Origin of the sequence: Pelagicoccus sp. SDUM812005 (assembly GCF_031127875.1) — a bacterium.
Lineage (GTDB): Bacteria > Verrucomicrobiota > Verrucomicrobiia > Opitutales > Opitutaceae > Pelagicoccus.
This window is the reverse complement of the sequence record NZ_JARXIA010000007.1, coordinates 257,842-276,629: the sequence shown is the minus strand read 5'-3', so window position 1 is coordinate 276,629 and position 18,788 is coordinate 257,842. Positions and strand designations below refer to the sequence as shown.

10 protein-coding genes and 1 pseudogene are annotated in these 18,788 nt (G+C 54.3%); 6 read left to right on the top strand and 5 right to left on the bottom strand.

The genetic code is table 11. The annotated features are described in order from the left end of the window. The 3 genes and pseudogenes from QEH57_RS24970 to fucU all read left to right on the top strand — a co-directional run. Nucleotides 1-150: pseudogene (locus tag QEH57_RS24970) on the top strand (alcohol dehydrogenase); the annotation flags it as partial. A 146-nt stretch (nt 151-296) separates the two neighbouring features. Next, a complete protein-coding gene (locus tag QEH57_RS10860; protein ID WP_309006750.1) occupies nt 297-1,760 on the top strand; it encodes a sugar MFS transporter in 1,464 nt (487 codons plus the stop codon). A 23-nt stretch (nt 1,761-1,783) separates the two neighbouring features. Continuing rightward, a complete protein-coding gene (fucU, locus tag QEH57_RS10855) occupies nt 1,784-2,224 on the top strand; it encodes an L-fucose mutarotase (RefSeq protein WP_309006749.1) in 441 nt (146 codons plus the stop codon). Nucleotides 2,225-2,260: 36 nt separating this feature from the next. Here the strand turns inward: fucU and QEH57_RS10850 are convergent, their stop codons facing one another. The 5 genes from QEH57_RS10850 to QEH57_RS10830 all read right to left on the bottom strand — a co-directional run bounded on the left by QEH57_RS10850 (nt 2,261) and on the right by QEH57_RS10830 (nt 13,487). Next, nucleotides 2,261-2,929, bottom strand: a complete 669-nt coding sequence (locus tag QEH57_RS10850; RefSeq protein ID WP_309006748.1) for a tyrosine-type recombinase/integrase — start codon at nt 2,927-2,929, stop codon at nt 2,261-2,263. 929 nt (nt 2,930-3,858) lie between these two features. Then, the gene (locus QEH57_RS10845; protein ID WP_309006747.1) at nt 3,859-7,308 is read right to left on the bottom strand and encodes a DUF5722 domain-containing protein; all 3,450 of its coding nucleotides are present in this window, start codon (nt 7,306-7,308) and stop codon (nt 3,859-3,861) included. 286 nt (nt 7,309-7,594) lie between these two features. Further along, the gene (locus tag QEH57_RS10840; protein ID WP_309006746.1) at nt 7,595-10,534 is read right to left on the bottom strand and encodes a TonB-dependent receptor plug domain-containing protein; all 2,940 of its coding nucleotides are present in this window, start codon (nt 10,532-10,534) and stop codon (nt 7,595-7,597) included. A 233-nt stretch (nt 10,535-10,767) separates the two neighbouring features. Then, nucleotides 10,768-11,412, bottom strand: coding sequence for a response regulator transcription factor (locus QEH57_RS10835; RefSeq protein ID WP_191618723.1), 645 nt, complete (start codon nt 11,410-11,412; stop codon nt 10,768-10,770). Continuing rightward, nucleotides 11,397-13,487, bottom strand: a complete 2,091-nt coding sequence (locus QEH57_RS10830; protein ID WP_309006745.1) for a histidine kinase — start codon at nt 13,485-13,487, stop codon at nt 11,397-11,399. The genes QEH57_RS10835 and QEH57_RS10830 overlap by 16 nt, the downstream gene beginning before the upstream one ends. Before the next feature lie 182 nt (nt 13,488-13,669). Here QEH57_RS10830 and QEH57_RS10825 point away from each other — a divergent pair, with 182 nt between their 5' ends. Genes QEH57_RS10825 through QEH57_RS10815 form a run of 3 tightly spaced genes read left to right on the top strand, consistent with a single transcriptional unit; the run spans nt 13,670 to nt 18,701 of the window. After that, nucleotides 13,670-15,490 carry a sulfatase gene (locus QEH57_RS10825; RefSeq protein ID WP_309006744.1) on the top strand — a complete coding sequence of 607 codons (1,821 nt, stop codon included), beginning with the start codon at nt 13,670-13,672 and terminating at the stop codon, nt 15,488-15,490. A 39-nt stretch (nt 15,491-15,529) separates the two neighbouring features. Then, a complete protein-coding gene (locus QEH57_RS10820; RefSeq protein WP_309006743.1) occupies nt 15,530-17,089 on the top strand; it encodes a sulfatase-like hydrolase/transferase in 1,560 nt (519 codons plus the stop codon). A 52-nt stretch (nt 17,090-17,141) separates the two neighbouring features. Further along, nucleotides 17,142-18,701 carry an arylsulfatase gene (locus tag QEH57_RS10815; RefSeq protein WP_309006742.1) on the top strand — a complete coding sequence of 520 codons (1,560 nt, stop codon included), beginning with the start codon at nt 17,142-17,144 and terminating at the stop codon, nt 18,699-18,701. Nucleotides 18,702-18,788 lie beyond the last annotated feature (87 nt).

Here is an 18,788-nt window from a genome sequence, read left to right as displayed (position 1 = left end):
CTCGAGCGCCTCGTGCGCTGGGGCGTCAAGCCCTCCGACCTCGTCACCCACCGCTTCGCCCTCGAAAACGTCTCCGACGCCTACTCGCTCATGGCTTCCGGCAAGTGCGGCAAAGTCGCCGTCTGCTTCGACGAGGAGCTCCAAGCCTAACTGCACCTATTTAAAAGCCATCCCCAGCCCATCTCCACGACCCCGGAGATGGGCTTACGCTATTCCACGAGCGCCTCCACTTTACACATCCCAGCCGACGGCCCTGCCGATCAATCAAAAATCCCAATATGCAAAACCGACCACCTGTGCCCGTAGTCCCTAAACAATACCTCCTCCCGTTCATCGTAACCACCTGCTGCTTTTCGCTCTGGGGATTCGCCAACGACTTCACCAACCCCCTCGTAAAGGTATTCGAGCAAGTCTTTATCATCGGCACTTCCCAAGCCTCCTGGCTGCAGTTCGCATTCTACACCGGCTACTTCTGCATGGCCATCCCCGCAGCGCTTTTCATCCGAAAGTACAGCTACAAAGCAGCCATCATCCTCGGGCTCACCCTCTACGGCGTTGGCGCCTTGATCACCATCCCAGCTAGCCTCACCGCAACCTTCTGGGTATTTTGCCTCGCCTCCTACGTCATCACCTACGGCCTAGCCTTCCTGGAGACCTCCTGCAATCCATACATCCTCGCTATGGGACCTCCCGAGACCGCAACCCAACGTCTCAACCTCGCCCAGGCCTTCAACCCCATCGGCTCCCTGACCGGTATGGCAGTGGCCACCTTCCTGCTAGCGCCCGCCCTGCAAGTCGGCGAGTTTCGCGCCGAGCTTGGCCAAAACAACCCGGCCTACACGCAGTACCTAATATCGGATTCAAGCAAACTCCCCGAAGGAGCTACGCTTACAGGCGAGACCGTTTCCCTCGCCGACGGCAACACCGTAACCTTCTACAAGAACGGCGTCCCCACCTTCGCTGACGAACTCCCCGGAGCACTCGACGGAGCCGTCCCCGACGCCCTCAAAACACTCCGCTTCACCGAACCCGATAAATTCGCAGCCCTACAGCAAGCCGACCTCGGCTTCGTCCGCACCCCTTACATGGTGATCGCCGGCGTCGTATTCACTTTCCTGATCATTTTCTCCGTATCCAAACTTCCACTATTCAAGCGGGAAGAGCAGGACGCTCCCTTTTTCACCGTGACAGGGCATCTTCTCAAAAAAGCGCATTTTCGCGAAGGCGTGCTCGCCCAAGGCTTCTATGTAGGAGCTCAGATCATGTGCTGGACCTTCATCATACACTACGGAATGGAGCAAGTAGGCCTCGACCTAGCCACCGCTCAAAAGTGGAATATAGCGGCTATGATCATCTTCCTCTGCAGCCGCTTCATCTGCACGTTCCTGCTCCGCTTCATCAGCCCCGGCAAGCTGCTATTCATCTTTTCCCTCGCCGGATTGGGCTTTACGATCGGTGCTATCTATCTTCCTGGATACACTGGCCTGACCTGCCTCGTCCTCATCTCGGCCTGCATGTCCCTTATGTTTCCGACTATCTACGGCATCGCCCTAAAAGATCTGAAGGAGGAAGAAACCAAGCTGGGCTCCGCCTACCTCATCATGGCCATCGTTGGCGGAGCAGTGCTCACCAAGCTGCAAGGCGGACTAATCGAAAGCTACGGAGTACGCACCTCTTTCTGGCTACCCGCAGCCTGCTTCGTGCTAATCGCCCTTTTCGGCTATCGTACCTACCAACTCCACGAGTCAAAGACCGCCTAAAAAAACACCCAGGAAGCAAAACAATGCTCATCGGAATATCTCCCCTCCTCAGTCCAGAACTGCTCAATGCTCTTTACCGCATGGGCCACGGCGATGAAATTGTCCTCGCCGACGCCCATTTCCCCGGAGAATCATTCAACGCCAACGTGATCCGAGTTGACGGGCTCAAGATAGCGGACCTGCTAACAGCCATCTCGCCGCTCTTCATCCTCGACCCCTACGTCGAGAACCCGCTCGCCATGATGGCCGCGGTCCCCGGCGACGAGCTCGATCCCACAGTTGAGGCAGGCTACCTCGCCGCCATCCGCAAGACCTGGCCCAAGACCCAAGCCAGCGAACGCATCGAGCGCTTCGCCTTCTACGAACGCGCCAAGAAAGCCTACGCTGTAGTCATGACCGGCGAGACCGCCAAATACGGAAACATCATCCTCAAGAAGGGCGTTACCCCACTCCGGGCACAGTGAACAATCGGAATAAGCGCAATTCAGAGTGCAGCCGCTTCAAAACGAACGTCCACTCTCGCACTTCAATCCTAACGCAATGACCGGTTTCACCTTCTGGCAGATGTAATGACTTTCCGTTACAGTTACGGTGCTATGCCGCAAGGCCGACGATGCGGTATGGATGCCATAAACTTGGTTAATCAAGCTACCAAACTCCTTGCGAAGCGAATGGATAGGGCTGCGAGCCTTTACTCCATTTTCTCGCAGCCAAGCGATTAATTCCCTTTGAGCTTTCTCCGCGCGATGGTACTGGTAGGTTACCTGGTGCCTGAGGGGCGGCTTGCTCGACTCCAATACGAAATCCCCAGCCCGCCTTTCGTAGCAGTCACGAAAGAAGTCACAGACATCCTCCGAAAAGTAGGTAACGCCTTCCGACGATTTCGACTTCAAGCCATAGTACTCTGTCGCGACAACATGGATACATCTATTGCTAAAATCGAACGAGCTCCACAGGAGCAAGTCCGCCTCCGTCCGCCTGAGACCGCAAACCAAAGTCAGCAGGAGGATCTTGTAAGCTTCCACGTTCGCTTCCCTCAGCTCCGAATTGGCCTTCCCAAGCAAAGCTTGAGCGTCGATCCCTCCCTTGTATCGGTACGAAGGCTCGCGAAGCAGCTCTCCCTTGTGTCGGTACTCTCGCTGCCGAACAGCGGACTTCCAGTATGCCAAAGTCGACTTGGACCTGGCGGATTCAGCATTGGCGGATCTGGAATTCTTCGCAGTTTCGGTAGGATTCCCCTTCGACGAGATTGAGCATCGACAAAGCCTCCTCCGCTAGTCCTGAAGCAAAAAGGCTATGAGCAGTTTTTAGTCGGTTCGAGTCGGAGACACGCGGGTGGTTATTCATTCGTTTCGTAGCACATCTTGTCTGATGGTTCTCCTGCGGACTATTGTCCTTCTCGTTCAGGATAAAGGAAAGGCAGGCAACCGAAGAGGGGCCTGCCAAACGTATTTGCGTTCTGGCTACAACCCGTTCTCCAGTTTCCCTTAGATTCGGATTGGAGGAGTCAAGGATTGCTCGACCGCCGCCAAAAGCCGGCAGTCGATCAATCGGCACCCCACCGCTACCCAGTCACAGCTTCGTCGCAATCGAGATATCTCAGGTTCCCTAGCCTCGGGATATTAGGTTCGGATCCTTTCACCCCGTCTATCCACAAGCGGACAGAGAACCTCAAGCCACAGACTTGAGGCTTAATTGATACCCAAAAGCATTTTAAATGCACCACACAGCCCCGCCCTTTTTCAAAAGACCGCTAAATGGTTTGGAGCCATGGCGAGAAACAATCCACCCATGAGGCGAACAATGCATGTTGTTTACCCACTCCGCTCCCCCTGGAGCAATACGGCTCAACTTAGATCAACACAGTATTTGGTTCACAAGCCCCAAGAGCTCTCTCAGCGAAGCAATCGCCTTAAATTATACCCGTTATCCCAAACACATAACAGGAACAAGCTACCCTTCATTGAGTTCGTGGTTTTCAATGGATTCATGTTTTGATTCCTCTGGATCGTCGGCCACATAAGCATCGCCGATGCGATTTAGAAAGTAGAAGGCGCTTCAAAACGAAGCGCCTCCCGTATTATTCACTGAATGACAGCTAAAGAGGCTCATACCCCCATACCAGCACGCCATTCCAATATACGCCAAGATTTGCATTGAGCTCCAAGGTGGACGAAGGACGCCAAGAGTAGTCGTTTCGTTCGTCCAACGAGCGACCGCTCAAGTTCAGCACCTTGGTGTAGATTTCAGGGGAGCTCCCACCATTGGCAGGCACTATTCCGACACACTCCCCGAAACCGATCTCCAAGTAGTGGCTAGAGCCTTCCCGATCGGCATCTAGTTCCACGACAGAGGTGAGGATCTTCTCGCTGGAAATGCGGCGGGCGAGGCCAAAGCTCTTCATAGAGTCGATGATGGCCCCTTCGGGGCTGAACCAATAACGCAAGCTAAGCTCCTCAAGCGGAATGTCGAAATCGGCGAAGTTGGTGAGAACGAACTTAGTCCGTATCCTGTTATTGGTTAAACTAAAGCGACCTCTGTCGTCGTTTCCGCTTTCAGCTACGATGAAGGAAGCAACCGCCCCCGCGATCTCGGAACGGCAAGCCACAAGACCACCAGCCGTTGGAGCGACACGATAAGAGTACTCCCTTCCCGGCTCCACACCTTCGTGAACAAACTCCTCAGTGTCAGCTGGCAAGACGGCAAGAACTTCGAACTCGCCAGAATCGCCGAGCGTTTCAACCACGTATCCATCCTCGAAGTCGCTGGCATCGACCCAAAACAACTCGTTCGTACCTATCCCAGTGCCCTCAACGACAAGTCCGTAAGGCGCTTGCAAATCGAACTCTAGAGACCGGTAAGAGTCGATCGCTAGGGAATCCGAATGTACGACGACTCCATTCACTTCGATTTCGTAGGGTTGTTCGATGTGAGAGGCTACGTTGAAAAAGACCAAACTACCGTCAGGCTGCGGTCGCTTACGCTCACCGTTAAAGCGAACCCAAACGCGGTCCAGATCCGTCGGGCATCCACTCAACTTGAAATCGACTTGATAGGGAGTCACCTCAGTTGGCATATCGAAATGCACTTCGCTCCAGTCCTCGATTCCTATCAGGTCCAAATACGGATCGAAAACCGTATCCTCATCTTCAGTACCGGCCGCTTTCCAAACATACCAAGCTTCCTTCTTTTCCCCGAAACTCTGCGGTCCAGAGTCACCCGTAGTCCAGAGGCCAAACGACAACCCTCCCTCGCTCGGGCTGTCCACCCAACGGTGATAATGAATCGTCTCGATCGCCGGAAGCCGCCGGTTCGCCTTTTTCCAAAAGTAGGCGACCCCCGCCGCCTGTGTTGTTTCGTTGGCGTTAGGATTCTTGTCGGTGTTGGAGCTCATTCCGTTCTCCGACAAGATTACGGTACGCACTTTCTTCCCGTTGTAGAGGACGGACTCCTGCCGAACATAGGCATCGATCACTTCCAAATTCCTCGGGCTAATAACCGGAGCCTCGAAACTAAGCGGCGTCTTGGCAGTCGCGTCATTCCAGACCTTGGGATTGGCCAAGCCGACTGGATAGGAATGCCACGCGATCCCCCATTCGAAATCTCCTTGCCGATCGCTGAACAGGTTTAGGAAAGCTAGGATTTCAGTGGAGAGGAATTCGCTCTCCTTTCCATTCCCTGGCTTCTCGTTCCAATCGTTCGTGAAAGTCGCAAAAACCTTTGCGGTGGGATCATATTTGCGAGCCGTGTAGTAAACCATCCGCATCGACTTTTGGTATATATCGGTATATAGCGCAGCCGGCTTCAGACCAGCGTGAGTCCAAGAGCTGTGGGCATTGACCTCATTGTGAACAATCCAATACGCGACTCGTCCATTCGCCGCATCCGGCCTCAAGTAACGTTGAGCAAGAAAGTCGATGATCGCCGCATAATGCTCTACCCCGTCCTCGGTCGCCATGTTTGCCATAGAGTACAAACCGAGCGACGCATCAGGGTGCACCAACACTTCTCGCAGCTCTTCGTCTCCAATCCCCAACGGTACCAACAGAACGAAACCGACTGTCTGATCGCTTTCATAACAGGCACGGACACTTCGATCCAAATTTTCCACGGACCCGCGCTTCATGTAATACTCCTTCCCATTGAACTCGTGTACGAGATCTGTCGGAGCTAAACTAAGCACTCCGTTTAACAGCACGTTGATTTTCATGCTATGCGCCCCCAGCTCCGTCAGATCTCCGAAGTTGCCGAAGGTAGCGGATGTCAAGCCATCCATGCCTTTCAGACTGATCGCTTTCTCCTCTTCCAAATTCCATTGAGCCGCTGCAGAAACGTCGCTAGCCCAAAACGGATCAGAGACGATTGTTAACCCTTCCTCCGGGTCACCGGAAGCGATCGCCCAACGGGAGTAGATACGATCGAGATACCGATCCTCAGCAGCAACAAACCGCGGTAAGGATATGTCGAACATGCTGTCGCCTGGCTCGATAGTGGCGACTACATCAAATAATCCGCCGTCGTAGAACGAGCTCTCGACGGGCACTTCTACCAGCTTCAGATCTCCACCGTTATTCGGAACAACGCCTTCGATCCTGACCGAATCAGAGTCCACTGATACGGAGTCAATCGCGTTCTCGAAGGTATTTCCCACGAAGTCGAGCAGCGCTTGGTTGAGCTCGCGACTGCGAATCTTGTCGCTCGAAAGCTCTATCTGCTTCTCTTCTTCGGTAGGTTTTCGTATTCGGATGTTCCTTACAAATACGGTTTTCGCGCCATCATCACCTTCCTGTTTTCCAAAATCGAAGCGAAAGCTCCTCCAATCGTTTTCAGCGAACCCATCCGTGAACAATCGCGTGTTGATTGCATAGGACGTCCATTCGAAGCTCGGTTCAAATCCAGGCGCGTCGAAGCGGCGTGCAGGGTTAACCGGCCCGTAGAAAACTTCGAGCTGGTTGTAGGCGAAATCTGTCTTGTACTCAAACTCGATGATATAGCTAACTTCCGGATCATAGCTGTCCGAAACAGGTACGCTACCGACCCAAGGGTCGCTTCCTTCTGTATCCAATCGATAGCTACCGTCGGCGAGAACGGATGCAGTGAGTCCCCCGCTTGTGGAACCAGCATTCAACTCAATCGCCACCGTCTCCTTCGGCAGTCGAGCCGCTTGCTCTTCTGGTGTCAAGGAGCGAAGCACAATGTTCCTGACCGTAATCGATCGCCCGGGCAAGCGCCCAAAATCGAAGCGAAACTTGTTGTACACAGCATCCCATACCGGTGCCTGCACATCCATTTCCACCGCGTACTTCCGAAACTCGCTGGAAGCCGGAAGCGGGCCAAGAAGCGCTCGTCGCGCAGGAGAGAATCCCGTATTCGCTGTCTTGTAGAAGATCTGAAGATCATCTAGCCCCGTCACGCAAATGTATTCAAATTCTAGAACGAAAACGACTCCGGGATCATAAATAGCATCAAGATCGCGCGAGCCGATCCATGGGTCGAGTCCTTCGGTCTGAATATCGTAGCTGCCATCCGGATTCGCAGCTATCGACAATTGATTTCCGCTTGGGTTCAACTGGACCGGATAGGTCTGAGCTGCTCCTAGCGTAGTTAGTACACACAGTAATGGAAGCAGGGTTGTTAGCAATTTTCTTGAATAGAGGTACATAAGAATCTTTGGGGATAAAATAAAAGGCGGAGCGCCCTGGCTCCGTGCACAGAGAGGTACGCAGCCCCTGCGGGGTGCGTGAGTAATAGAAAGCAGCAGCGTCTTTCGACTACGTTGACGCTGCTGCTAAGTTAGAGAATCAAAGGAGGACACTTACGGTCGCGACCAGTCCTTAGAAAGTCAGGGTGTTTGACAGGATAAAGGTTCTGCCACGCGGGAGCGACCAACGCGAAATAAACTCGCCATTGCCATTGTCCACCGCTTCGAACGGGATCAAGTCGTCATCATCAAGCACGTTGTTGATGTTCAGCTGGATCACCCAACTTGCCTTGTCGTTGAACACCTTCGTCGCATAGCGGCCGAAAACGCCCACGTTGGTGCTGTCCTCGCCCATAAAAGGCTGCTCCACTAGGAATTGACCGAAGTCACCGACTGGATAACCGATCACCGCCGCGTCACGCCAGCGAGCGTTACCTCCTAGCGTGAAGCCTTTCAGGCGTCCATCCGTGAATCGATACGCAGTGGACATGTTGAAGGACCACTCGGGGCGACGTCCATCCTGAGCACCTTCCAAGGAGTCGAGACGGGAACGAGCGTCCTTAAGCTCTTGAAGCATTTCGCCGAAGGTGGATTGGGTCGTGGTATCAGCTGCATCCGGATCACGGACGAGCTCCTTCCAATCATCGTTACTATCCCAAAATGGGATAAACTCGTCGAGGTAGGCCTGTGCTTGAGTTCCGAATACAGATCGGTAATTCTCTTGACGGCTGAGATTGAAGTGCAGTCTCCACTCTTTAGTTGGATTCGCGGTGAAGCTTATCTCCACGCCTTCGGATGCGGTATCCGCGTAGTCGGCCCAGTTTCCTTGCGAGCGGTAAGGAGCTGCTAGATAGTCTGGATCGTTCGGTCCCGCAACCTGCTCGGCCAGGATTGTCCATAGAGAGTCCACTCGACCACGTATTCCAATGCCAGTGGCGCCGCTCACCTGTCCGGTACGCTCTCCCTCTAGCTCGGTCTCGAACCAGTTGATGTTCAGGTGAGCCTTGCCGTCGAGCATGGTCCAACGCACACCGTAGTCCTGACCTTTACCGGATTCATTCTCCAAACGGTTTCCACGAATATCGACGAATCCTGCCGTGACCGGACGGAAGCTGCTAGAGTCGTTGAAATACAATGACACGTCGCGATGCGGACGGAAGACGAGGCCTCGAGTACGAGTGCTGCCGTCAATATCAGCAGCGAATTCGGACCAACGTTCCTTTGGATCGAAGGTACTTATGTCTGCGAAGAACTTGTTGACGCGTTCATATTCGCTAGCTGGTCCGTCCCACAGACGGAGCGTGTCATCACGCCAGCCGAAGATCCCGATCAAACGATCTTTCCAGAAATAGCTCTGCATGGCGATCATGTTGGAAGTGAGTCGCTCGTTGGTGTGCAGCTGAGGCAAATCTTGAGCGGGCATCCAAGCGAGCCCGAGGCCGTTTTCAGCTGGAGTCGGATAGTTCGAGGCCATGTCTTCCGCGCCCCACACGATAGGATAGTTATCCGCAAATTTGGGAGCGCCGTAGACGCCATTTTCTGGATCAATGTAGAAGCGATGCTTCACGCGATTAAATCCGGCGAACGGGTCCGCGTTAAAGGTACCGCTCGTATCGTGTAATCGGAAGATCGGACGGTAGCCTTGCGTTTCGCGTTCCTCCCACAAGCCAGCCATACGCGTCTTGCCAAGGAAACGCTCGCCGAAGTTACCAAACTGTTCGGACAGATCGAACTCGTAAGAGGTCGTAGCGCGCATGGTCTCCACACCCCAATCCACTAGGAACCGGGTCGATGCAACCGCCTCTACATATTTATCGCCGAAGTTCGGATTCGGATCTCCGTTCGGCAGCACTTCATTCGGATCGACGAAGACTTTATCGAAGTTCGCTCCCAACGTGTTCCATACATTACGCGTTACGTTCTGCTTGTTATAAACGAGCTCAAGGTGCCAGTTTTGGGCGAGCTTCTGCTCGAAGAAGAAAGCTGTATTGCTGAAGTCGATATCCACCGACTGGCCTCCTCCAACAGGATTGATATAAAGAGGCAGCTCACTGTCAGATGTGATAGAAGCGAGCCCTTGCGCATTACGGAACTCACGATCTGGCAATTGGCTGCGCCCCATGCGACGCCAGTTCATCGGATCGATGCCGTCTATGACGAGCGCATAATTGCCGTTCGACAAACGGTCTAGTCCAGGCTCGGGATTGGGAGTCGCCACAGACGCAGGTTCAGTCACCGAAGGCTGGCCAGCCTCTTCCCAAAGCGAGAAGTAGTCGGTAGTGGTCCATGGACGCACATTCATCTGGTCAATCTCACCGGTCTCCCACAAGGCACGCATCGTCGTCTTCTCGAAGGGCTTGTAGACTGCGTTCAAGTAGTAGCGATACTGCTCTCGCCCACTTGGTTTGCGATGGGTGAAAGATTCCTCCACGACCGTGGCTGCACGAATGGCAAGCTTCTTGTCAATGAGCACGCGGTTCACGTCAAGCACGCCTCGACGGCTGTTGTCACTGTCGAAACGAACTTGGATGGAAGAGCGGTCGTCGAACATCGCACGCTTGCTCACTTGGTTCGAATTGCCGCCAGGGCTTCCAAGCCCGAATAGAATGGAGTTTGGACCGCGCGACATAGAAATGCGCTGCACGTTATAGACGTCACCTGGAATCGCCGAAAACAGAAAATCCGTGGTCAATCCTTCGTCGAGTCTGAATCCACGAACTCGATACGAGTTGAAGAAAAGGCCACGGTTTCCTAACGGATCGTCCGAGATACCTCCTGTATCAGAACCAGTGTTGGGCGCGAACTTCATGGCGTCCTCGAAACTGGTGGCAGCGATATCGTCCAAGAACTCTTTGGTCAGCACGGACTGAGCCGAGGCCAAGTCATTCACCGAACTGCTCAAGCGAGTACCGGAAAGCGTGTTCTCGGCGTAGTAGCCGGAATCGTTCTTAGCGTCGATTACGAAGGGGGATAGCTCGAATACTTCTGTCTCTTCGCTTCCCCCTGTATTCTCCGATTGAGAGAAAAGGCTGGGGGAAAAAGCGAAGACGGAGCTCGCACAAGCCAGCTTCATTACAGCAGGCAGCTTTGATTGGCGACGGTCCGTCGCGCTGGGGACGTTCACAAGTCCGCGCAAGTTTGTAGGGCTTATCATAGTGAGTGATGGGGGGTTGGGGTGGTAGAGCATCAAAGAAATCGCTCTCGAACGCCAACACTCTACATCCAATTCCCCCTTTCTAACAATATGCCAAAATGAGTATAGACCGGAGCAATCCCTCGCTTTGCCGAAAACTGCATCGCTGTGACTCAGATAAAATTACGCCGGATCGCGGTCGCTATAGCTGCGGCAATGTTGGGCGTACCGAGCTTTTTGAAGATGTTGCGCACGTAAAGGGCAACCGCATGGTAGCTCAGACCTAGCGAATCCGCGACCTCCTTCTTCGCGTATCCTTGGGCCAAGAGGGCAAGCACCTCCATCTCCCTCGGACTGAGCGGATTGTCTTCCGATTTCTCGCCGGAACTAAGGCTGTTCAAGACAATGCGCGAGAGCTGAGCGTCTATCACGCTGGCTCCTGCCGCGACCTCACGAATCGTATTGCGTATTCCCGCGATGGTTCCGCCTTTCAGCAGATAGCCGCTGGCTCCGAGGCGAATCGCTTCCAAAACGAGGTGATAGTCGTCATTCTGCGTCAGAATGATCACTTCCGTATCTGGGGAAGCCATGAGAAGCTGAGGAAGCATGGTCAATCCGTTTTGCCCCGGAAGGTTCAGATCCAGCAACAGGATGCTCGGTTTCTGGCCTTTATCCTTTTCGAGTTCCCTCAAGCAGGACTCGGCCGTATTGTAATTTCCGATGCATACCATGCCTTCACTCAATTCAATAGTGTCGAGCAGGGTTTTACTGTACGCCTCGTTGTCCTCTATAACGACAATGCTTATTTCAGTATCCATAAAAATTGCTTCTTCCTCGGAATCGTCAATCGCACTTCCGTCCCCCCACCCTTTCGGCTGGAAATAGAAAGCAGCGCCCGCAAGCGTTTGGAGCGCTCCTTCAGATGACGCGGCATTCGCCCTCCGGAAATTCCTTTTCCGTCGTCCACCACCCTCAAGAGCAAGCCGGCCTTGCCGAGGTCTTTGATTTCAATACTTACCGATCGCGCCGCGGAGTGCTTGACGATGTTATGCAGCACTTCCTTGAAGAACAACAGCAGGTCCCACTTGCGCCGCTGCGGCCAAGATTCGAATGCCTCCCATTCTCCCTCCTCGAATCGGTAGTCGATTCCCTTGAGCATCGTCCGGGCAGCCTGCCGCAAGTGCTCCTCGACACTGCCTTCCAGTTCTCGCCTTTCGAGAAAGCCTATCAATCGTCGCGTTTCCTGCGCCGTCTTTCGGGCCGTGCGCCGAATGTCGGCCATCAACTCCCGTTGCTTGGGAGACGAGTCTCCAGTCATTTCCTCCAAAAGCTCGGAGGTACCTGCAATGCTGCTCAAGTTCGCCCCCACTTCGTCGTGCAAATCGTTCGCAATCCGGTGGCGGAGATCGCTAAGCATCGTTTTTTGGATACGACGATAGCGAATAGGCAGCACAATAAGAAAAACGAGAGCAATAACGCCGAACCCACTAACTGAATACAGGACAACAGCTTCCCACCGATGCTCCATGGCGCCCATCCGCAGTTCCAAGTAACGCATGCGGGTTTCCACTTCGTTGCGTCGTTGCAAAAGCTCCAGCCATTCTCGACGAGCGACTAAAGCACCGCTCGGGCCGGCCCCATTGGTCAGTCCCCTCGGACTCCAGAACAAATTGCCAACCGAAGCGAGTTCCGTCTCTCCATCCGAGGTTCGAACCTTCGCTCCCTTGCTCAGACAGGTCTCTCCCTCCAGCAACTGCACTTCGCTGAAAGCAATAAAGGCTGGATAGTGCGGGTATCGCTTCCAAATCTTGACACACTCCAAGCGAAATTTCGAAGCGCGCACCGACGGGAAACGATAGGTCACCGGGTTTTGCCCAGGGTTGGAGGCATCCGTGCTCGTGCGATCCAAAACCCGAACTTCCTTTCCATTCTCGTCTATCGCCGACAAATAAAAGCGCTGGGGCAACGCAAACCCGGGAATCACCTCCCCCGCAGGGCGACGCGCCGGAAAAAGCCTAAGCCCATTCACTTGCTTCGCCTCCGGCAGCTCCAGAGTTACGAATATCGAGTCGTCCTCGCTGTGGCGAGCCTGAGAGAGCCACCCCACATGCCGCAGATTCTTCGATGGGATCTCCGGCAACCCCAATGGAGTCTGACTGTCGACCAAGTATTGATCATTCCAATACCATGTCTCGTAGGTGGGACGATCCTCAACCAACTCAACCGTTGCCCCTTCAGCAACATTATATTCTCCCGCAAAAGCAAACAGCTCCGCCCAGGCTAGATAGAATCGGGTTTCACCGGCTACCATTCGCCTTGAAATACCCCGACTGCGAACCAATGCTCCATGGGCTTTCACAGGCGCGTCCAGTGAATAGGTGAAAGGGAATCCGCGCCGCACTAGCCTGCGATTCGCGCCTTCTTCCTGCGCGATCGTTGCAATCGCGTCCCCATTTCGGTCCAGCAACTCGATTTCGAAGGACTCGGGAACCCCATACTCCCATTCACCCCCTTGCGAGGCTGCGCTTCGGGCGGGCACCAGCGAGACAAAATCGACCCATTCAGCCTCGTCCCACATGACTCGAATACTGAGAGACTTCAAAGGTTTGTTCTCAGTATCCACGTACCACATACCAAACATTCCTCCAGATCCGCCCTGATAGGCAGTCGGTACTTCAGGCAGACCGACCAGCTCACCGGGCAAACTTTCCCGTTCCGAACTCAATTCGTTCCAATCGCTGGAAAAACTTCGCAACAAGCGCTGGGCCCAAGTTGTGCCCTCGAGCTCCACTTGCCCCTTCGCCAAGGGAGTTAGGCCAATAAAGCTCCAGATGAGCAAAGCCCAAAAAGCGGCAGGAGCGAGGCCAATCGTACTGGATGGAGAGTGGGGCATGCGGTGAACCTAACTGGGAAACGATCACAGTCTACACAAAGTAGCGGAGTTGTAGATATCCCAAATTGAGCATATTGCGCGTCGAACCGGTACAAGATAGGATAGGCTCGATTCTGGTTCCCTGAGGCACGCGGCAGAAACGTCGACGAAGTTCGTACCCACGGAGCCCACCCCCGATACCTATGAAATTCCCCCAGTACATTTGCATCACCATGATCGCTGTCGCATGCGGCTTGATTTCCCACGCCAAGGAAGCCAACAAGCCGAATGTCATTCTAATCGTTGCCGACGATCTCGGCTGGCGTGACCTTGGGACTTACGGCAGCGAGCTCTACCAAACGCCGCACATCGACGAACTCGCCGCCTCGGGGATGAGGTTTTCGAACGCCTATGCGGCCAGTCCGCTCTGCAGCCCCACTCGAGCATCCCTGCTCACAGGGCAAACGCCCGCACGGCTACGCTTCACCACTCCGGTCGGCCACCTACCCCAGGTCATACTCGACCCTCAGGAAAACACCACGGCCCCACCTGGGCTTCCTGCCGCAACCCCGCAAACGCGAAGCCGCCTTCCCCTCGACACTCCAACCATCGCCCGCATTCTTGAGCAAGCCGGCTACAAGAACGCCTTCATGGGAAAATGGCACCTGGGCTTCGAACCTTACATCCCTGAAAATTTCGGATTCGACGAAGTCGTCTGCGGACGCGGCTTCCCTGGACCGCCGCCTCCCGGTTTTTTTGGTCCCTGGGACACCGAAAAAACCAACATGCCACTGGTAGACGGAAACGCTCACGCCGACGACGTTCTCGGAGATGAAGCGGTCCGCTTTATAAGCGAGAACAAGGAGACCCCCTTCTTCCTCGCCCTTTGGTTTTTCGGAGTGCACGCCCCTTTCCAGGCCAAAACCGAACTCATCGAAAAGTACCGGCCGCTCGCGCAAAAAACCGAGTTCCAAAAGTCCGCAATCATGGGTGGCATGATCGAGACCGTCGACGACAACGTAGGTAAAGTCATCGCCCAACTCGAAGCCCTCAATCTCCACGAAAACACGCTAGTCATCTTTACCTCCGATAATGGCGGCAACATGTACGACCGGCCCGAAGGAGTAAATCCGACCAGCAACCACCCCCTCCAGGGTGGCAAAGGCAACAATTATGAAGGTGGCTCGCGAGTCCCTTTCATCGCCTCGTGGCCGACGCGTATCGCCCCTTCAACTACAAACGATACGATCGCCATCAGCTACGACATATTCCCAACCCTTACATCACTGCTCGGCCTAAGCAACCCCGAGGACCACCACTTAGACGGGGTCGACCTTTCCTCATCCTTCTTGGAAGGCCTAGAATTGCAACGCCCTCCCATATACAGCCTTTTCGCTCACACCGTGCTCGCCACTGGCAACATTGCCAACGCTTGGATACGTGACGGCGATTGGAAGCTCCTCCGTTTCTTCAACGCGACTCCAGACCAAAGCGATTATTTCGAACTCTACAATCTCACCTCAGACATCGGAGAGACCACCAACCTCGCCTCTTCACAGCCCGAAACGGCACAACGCCTAGCCGAACAGCTCGACGCCTACCTGCAAGACTCTGGTGCTTTGCTAGCGCGTCCAAACGAAAGCTTCGACCCTGATTTCTCGGTCAACGGCTTCAAGGTGCTCAGCGGCGGATATCCAATCGGCGGCCCGAAAGACCCACAACATCGCATCACCGCAAAAGCCTCCAGCCTAGTCGCATCCTATTCGCCTCCACAAGGCTTAGAAACAGCCGAAGGTCTGCGCCTTACCGTACGGACCAACTGCGCCACCCAAGTCTTGGCAGCCGCCGAGAACCTCTACGGCTCCCCAATAAAAATTCGCCCGAACTGGGAGGAGCAGCAAATCACGATCCCATTTACCACCTTTCGACCGACGGAATCTGTAATCCTCAGCTTCAAGCTCGAACAGCCTGGTCGCATCTTCGTTTCGAACATCGAGCTCATCCAACACTCCCACGGGAATTAACAAAACCATCCACTCTTCCACTTCAGTCATTCTCAATCGATGAAGAAAATATTGTCAGCTCTTGCACTATCCGCCCTCGCCACCAGCGCTCTCGCTGCAGCGGAGAACCCCAACATCCTAATCTTCGTTACCGATGACCAACGCTGGGATACCGTCAGCGTAAACAACCCCGAGGTCGCGCTGTCCACTCCCAATATCGACCGTCTCGCCGAGGAAGGAATCAACTTCCACAACGGCTTCGTAACCACCCCGATTTGTGCCGTATCCAGAGCAAGCATACTCAGCGGAAAATATTCCCGCAACAACGACATTCATGAATTTCTCATTCCGATGTCCGAGCCGGTTTTCAAATCGAGCTACCCCGCCCTGCTGAAGGAAGCGGGCTACTACCTCGGACAACTCGGCAAGTACGGAGTCGGTGCCACCGACGAGCAAATCGCGACTTTCGATGTCTTTCACGCGGACGTCGATCAAGGTCCCGCTTTCAACACCTACCGGGGCAAGAAGGTACACGACTCCGAATGGCTGACCCTAGAGACACGAGACTTCCTAGCAAGCGTGCCCGCCGACCAGCCCTTCTGTCTGCAAGTGAACTACAAAGCGCCCCATCCCTCATCCAAGGTAGCCCCAGAGGATGAAGGCAAGCTCGCCCATCACACCTTCGAACGCGTCCCCACGCAACGTCCCGAATATTTCGCCCCCCTCCCTCCTTCAGTCAAATCCGCTCTCGGTGCCCTTGTATTCCACGATACAATACGTCCCGAGAAAAACTACCAACGCTACAGGCGGGAAGTGCTGGAGAAAATAGCCAGCGTCGATCGTTCCATCGGAAAGATTCGTCAAGAGCTCCAACAACGCGGCTTGGACGACAACACCGTCATACTCTTCATATCAGACCATGGAACGCACTTTGGCGAAAAACAGTTGGGCGGGAAATGGACCCCCTATGAGCAAAGCCTGCGCGTCCCTTTCTTTCTCTACGATCCAAGACCCGGAGCCCTCAAGGCGGCACGCCTCCCTCAGATCGCTCTCAACATCGACATCGCTCCCACAGTCCTGCATCTCGCAGGCTTAACGCCTCCAGAAGAAATGGACGGACTGAGCCTGGTCCCGTTAGCGCGCGGTGAGGCTACCGCATGGCGCGACCACTTTTTCTACGAACATCAAACTTCGCCCGTCGGCGTTCCTCGCCCGGTAGCCCGCTTCATGGGGGTCCGAAGCTTGACTGAAAACTACGTTCGCTGGACCGACGAATATCCCATCTCGGAAGAGCTCTACCACTTGGAAGCAGATCCTTGGGAGATTAACAACCTCGCGAACGATCCCCTTTGGGCGAGTGAACTCCAATTCTGGAGCGAACGCTTCGACCAGTGGCAGACCGAAAACCCGGACACCTATCCGCAGCACTACAACCCCTACGGACCGCGGCCTCAAACCAACGCCCCAGGAATCGACTGGAAAAAATACAAAAAGTATTGGCCTGACCAATACAAGCAAATCGCCGCTGAGGTCGAACGGCTGGGTGTAACTTGGGAACAAGCGCTCGAAGATCCAAATATCCGTCAGCAAATAGGTAAAAAACTTCGCTGGTACTACTGATCGAACTCCACACCTAATCCCCTTCACTTTTCGTATCCCAAAATAACATACAATGTCACTCTCCCGCTTCATTGCCTTCAACGCCTGCGTCCTTACCTTAGCAGCCCACGCCTATACCGCCCCCCGACCCAACATTATTCATATCATCGTTGACGACATGGGCTATAGCGATCTCGGCTGCACAGGTTCCGAAATCCGAACTCCGCACCTAGACCGCCTTGCCAACGAGGGCATCCTCTTCACCCACTTCTACAACGCCGGCAAATGCGAGGTGACCAGAGCCTCCTTGATGAGCGGTCGTTGGTGGATGGATACAGGTATTGGAGTCAAGAAAGGTCCTACCATCGGCCAAGAGCTCCAAGCCGCAGACTACCGCACCTACGCGGTCGGAAAATGGCATCTGGATGGTAATCCCGTCGATCGCGGTTTCGACCGCTTCTTCGGACACCTCAGCGGAGCATCCGACTACTTCGTCGGCAACAAAACCTGGCGTCTCGACCATTCTCCCTTCACCGCTTTCTCAGAAGAATTCTACGCGACCGATGCAAACACCGACTACACCATCGAGTTTATCGAAGAAGGAAGACAAGAGGAACCAGAAAAGCCCTTCTACGTCTACCTCGCCTACAACGCTCCCCACAATCCACTTCAAGTCCCCGAGGAAGACTTCGAAAAGTACCGGGGTCGCTACCTTGCAGGATGGGACTCCATCAGAGAATCACGATTCAAAAAGCAAAAACAGCTAGGCATTGTCCCGCCACACGCGGCTCTGCCTGAGCGACCGCTCAACCTTCCGAATTGGGAAGATCTAAGCGATGAGCAAAAGGACTTGGAAGATCAACGCATGGCCATCTACGCATCCATGGTGGAACGCATCGACCACAACGTCGGTCGACTGGTAAACTACCTTTCAGAGAGCGGACAACTCGAGAACACCCTGCTGCTCTTCCACAGCGACAACGGGGCAAATCCCTTTTCGCGAACCGACGCCGCGATGTTAAATATGGGAAAAAGCCCAGGCGACCGAGATTCCAACTGGGAGCCAGGCAACGGTTGGGCCTACGCCTGCGTGACTCCGTTCCGGATGTACAAACGGCATCAACACGAGGGAGGCATCCGCTCGCCACTCATTGCTTGGTGGCCAAAAATGAACGAAGGGAAACGGATCATCAACGATACCCCGCTCCACATCGTCGATATTCTGCCGACCCTGACCGAACTCGCAGGCAGCCAGAAAGAGTCGGACTCGCGCCCCGGAAAGAGCATGGCTCCCCTCTTCTCAAAATCACCGTATCAACCACACAAATACATTTACTTTCAACTAATGGACCATCGAGCTCTCCGCTTCGGAGAGTGGAAACTCTCCGCCCACGATTCCGGGCCTTGGGAACTCTATAATCTCGCTGAAGATCCCACAGAGAGTAAGAACCTCTTCTCAAGCAACCGCGCCTTGGCCAAATCGCTAGCGAAAGAATGGAACGCTTGGTGGGGCCAATACAACAACGAGCCCTACAGCCCGCGGCGCACCCCCGAGGAACTACGCGTCGGCGACGACAAGAACGGGGTCCCTTACCTTCCTTTCCCGCGGAAATCGGTTAGCAGTCAGAACTAGAAACGGATATGAAAACCGTTTTTCGAGCGACTCAGGTACTGGCGCTAGCATCCACATGCCTAGCCCTAGCGTCCACAGCCCTAGCAA

Coding starts and splice junctions, on each gene's coding strand:
- fucU (WP_309006749.1), top strand. CDS start 1,784: ATGCTCATCGGAATATCTCCCCTCCTCAGTCCAGAACTGCTCAATGCT.
- QEH57_RS10840 (WP_309006746.1), bottom strand. CDS start 10,534: ATGAAGCTGGCTTGTGCGAGCTCCGTCTTCGCTTTTTCCCCCAGCCTT.
- QEH57_RS10835 (WP_191618723.1), bottom strand. CDS start 11,412: ATGGATACTGAAATAAGCATTGTCGTTATAGAGGACAACGAGGCGTAC.
- QEH57_RS10830 (WP_309006745.1), bottom strand. CDS start 13,487: ATGCCCCACTCTCCATCCAGTACGATTGGCCTCGCTCCTGCCGCTTTT.
- QEH57_RS10825 (WP_309006744.1), top strand. CDS start 13,670: ATGAAATTCCCCCAGTACATTTGCATCACCATGATCGCTGTCGCATGC.
- QEH57_RS10820 (WP_309006743.1), top strand. CDS start 15,530: ATGAAGAAAATATTGTCAGCTCTTGCACTATCCGCCCTCGCCACCAGC.
- QEH57_RS10815 (WP_309006742.1), top strand. CDS start 17,142: ATGTCACTCTCCCGCTTCATTGCCTTCAACGCCTGCGTCCTTACCTTA.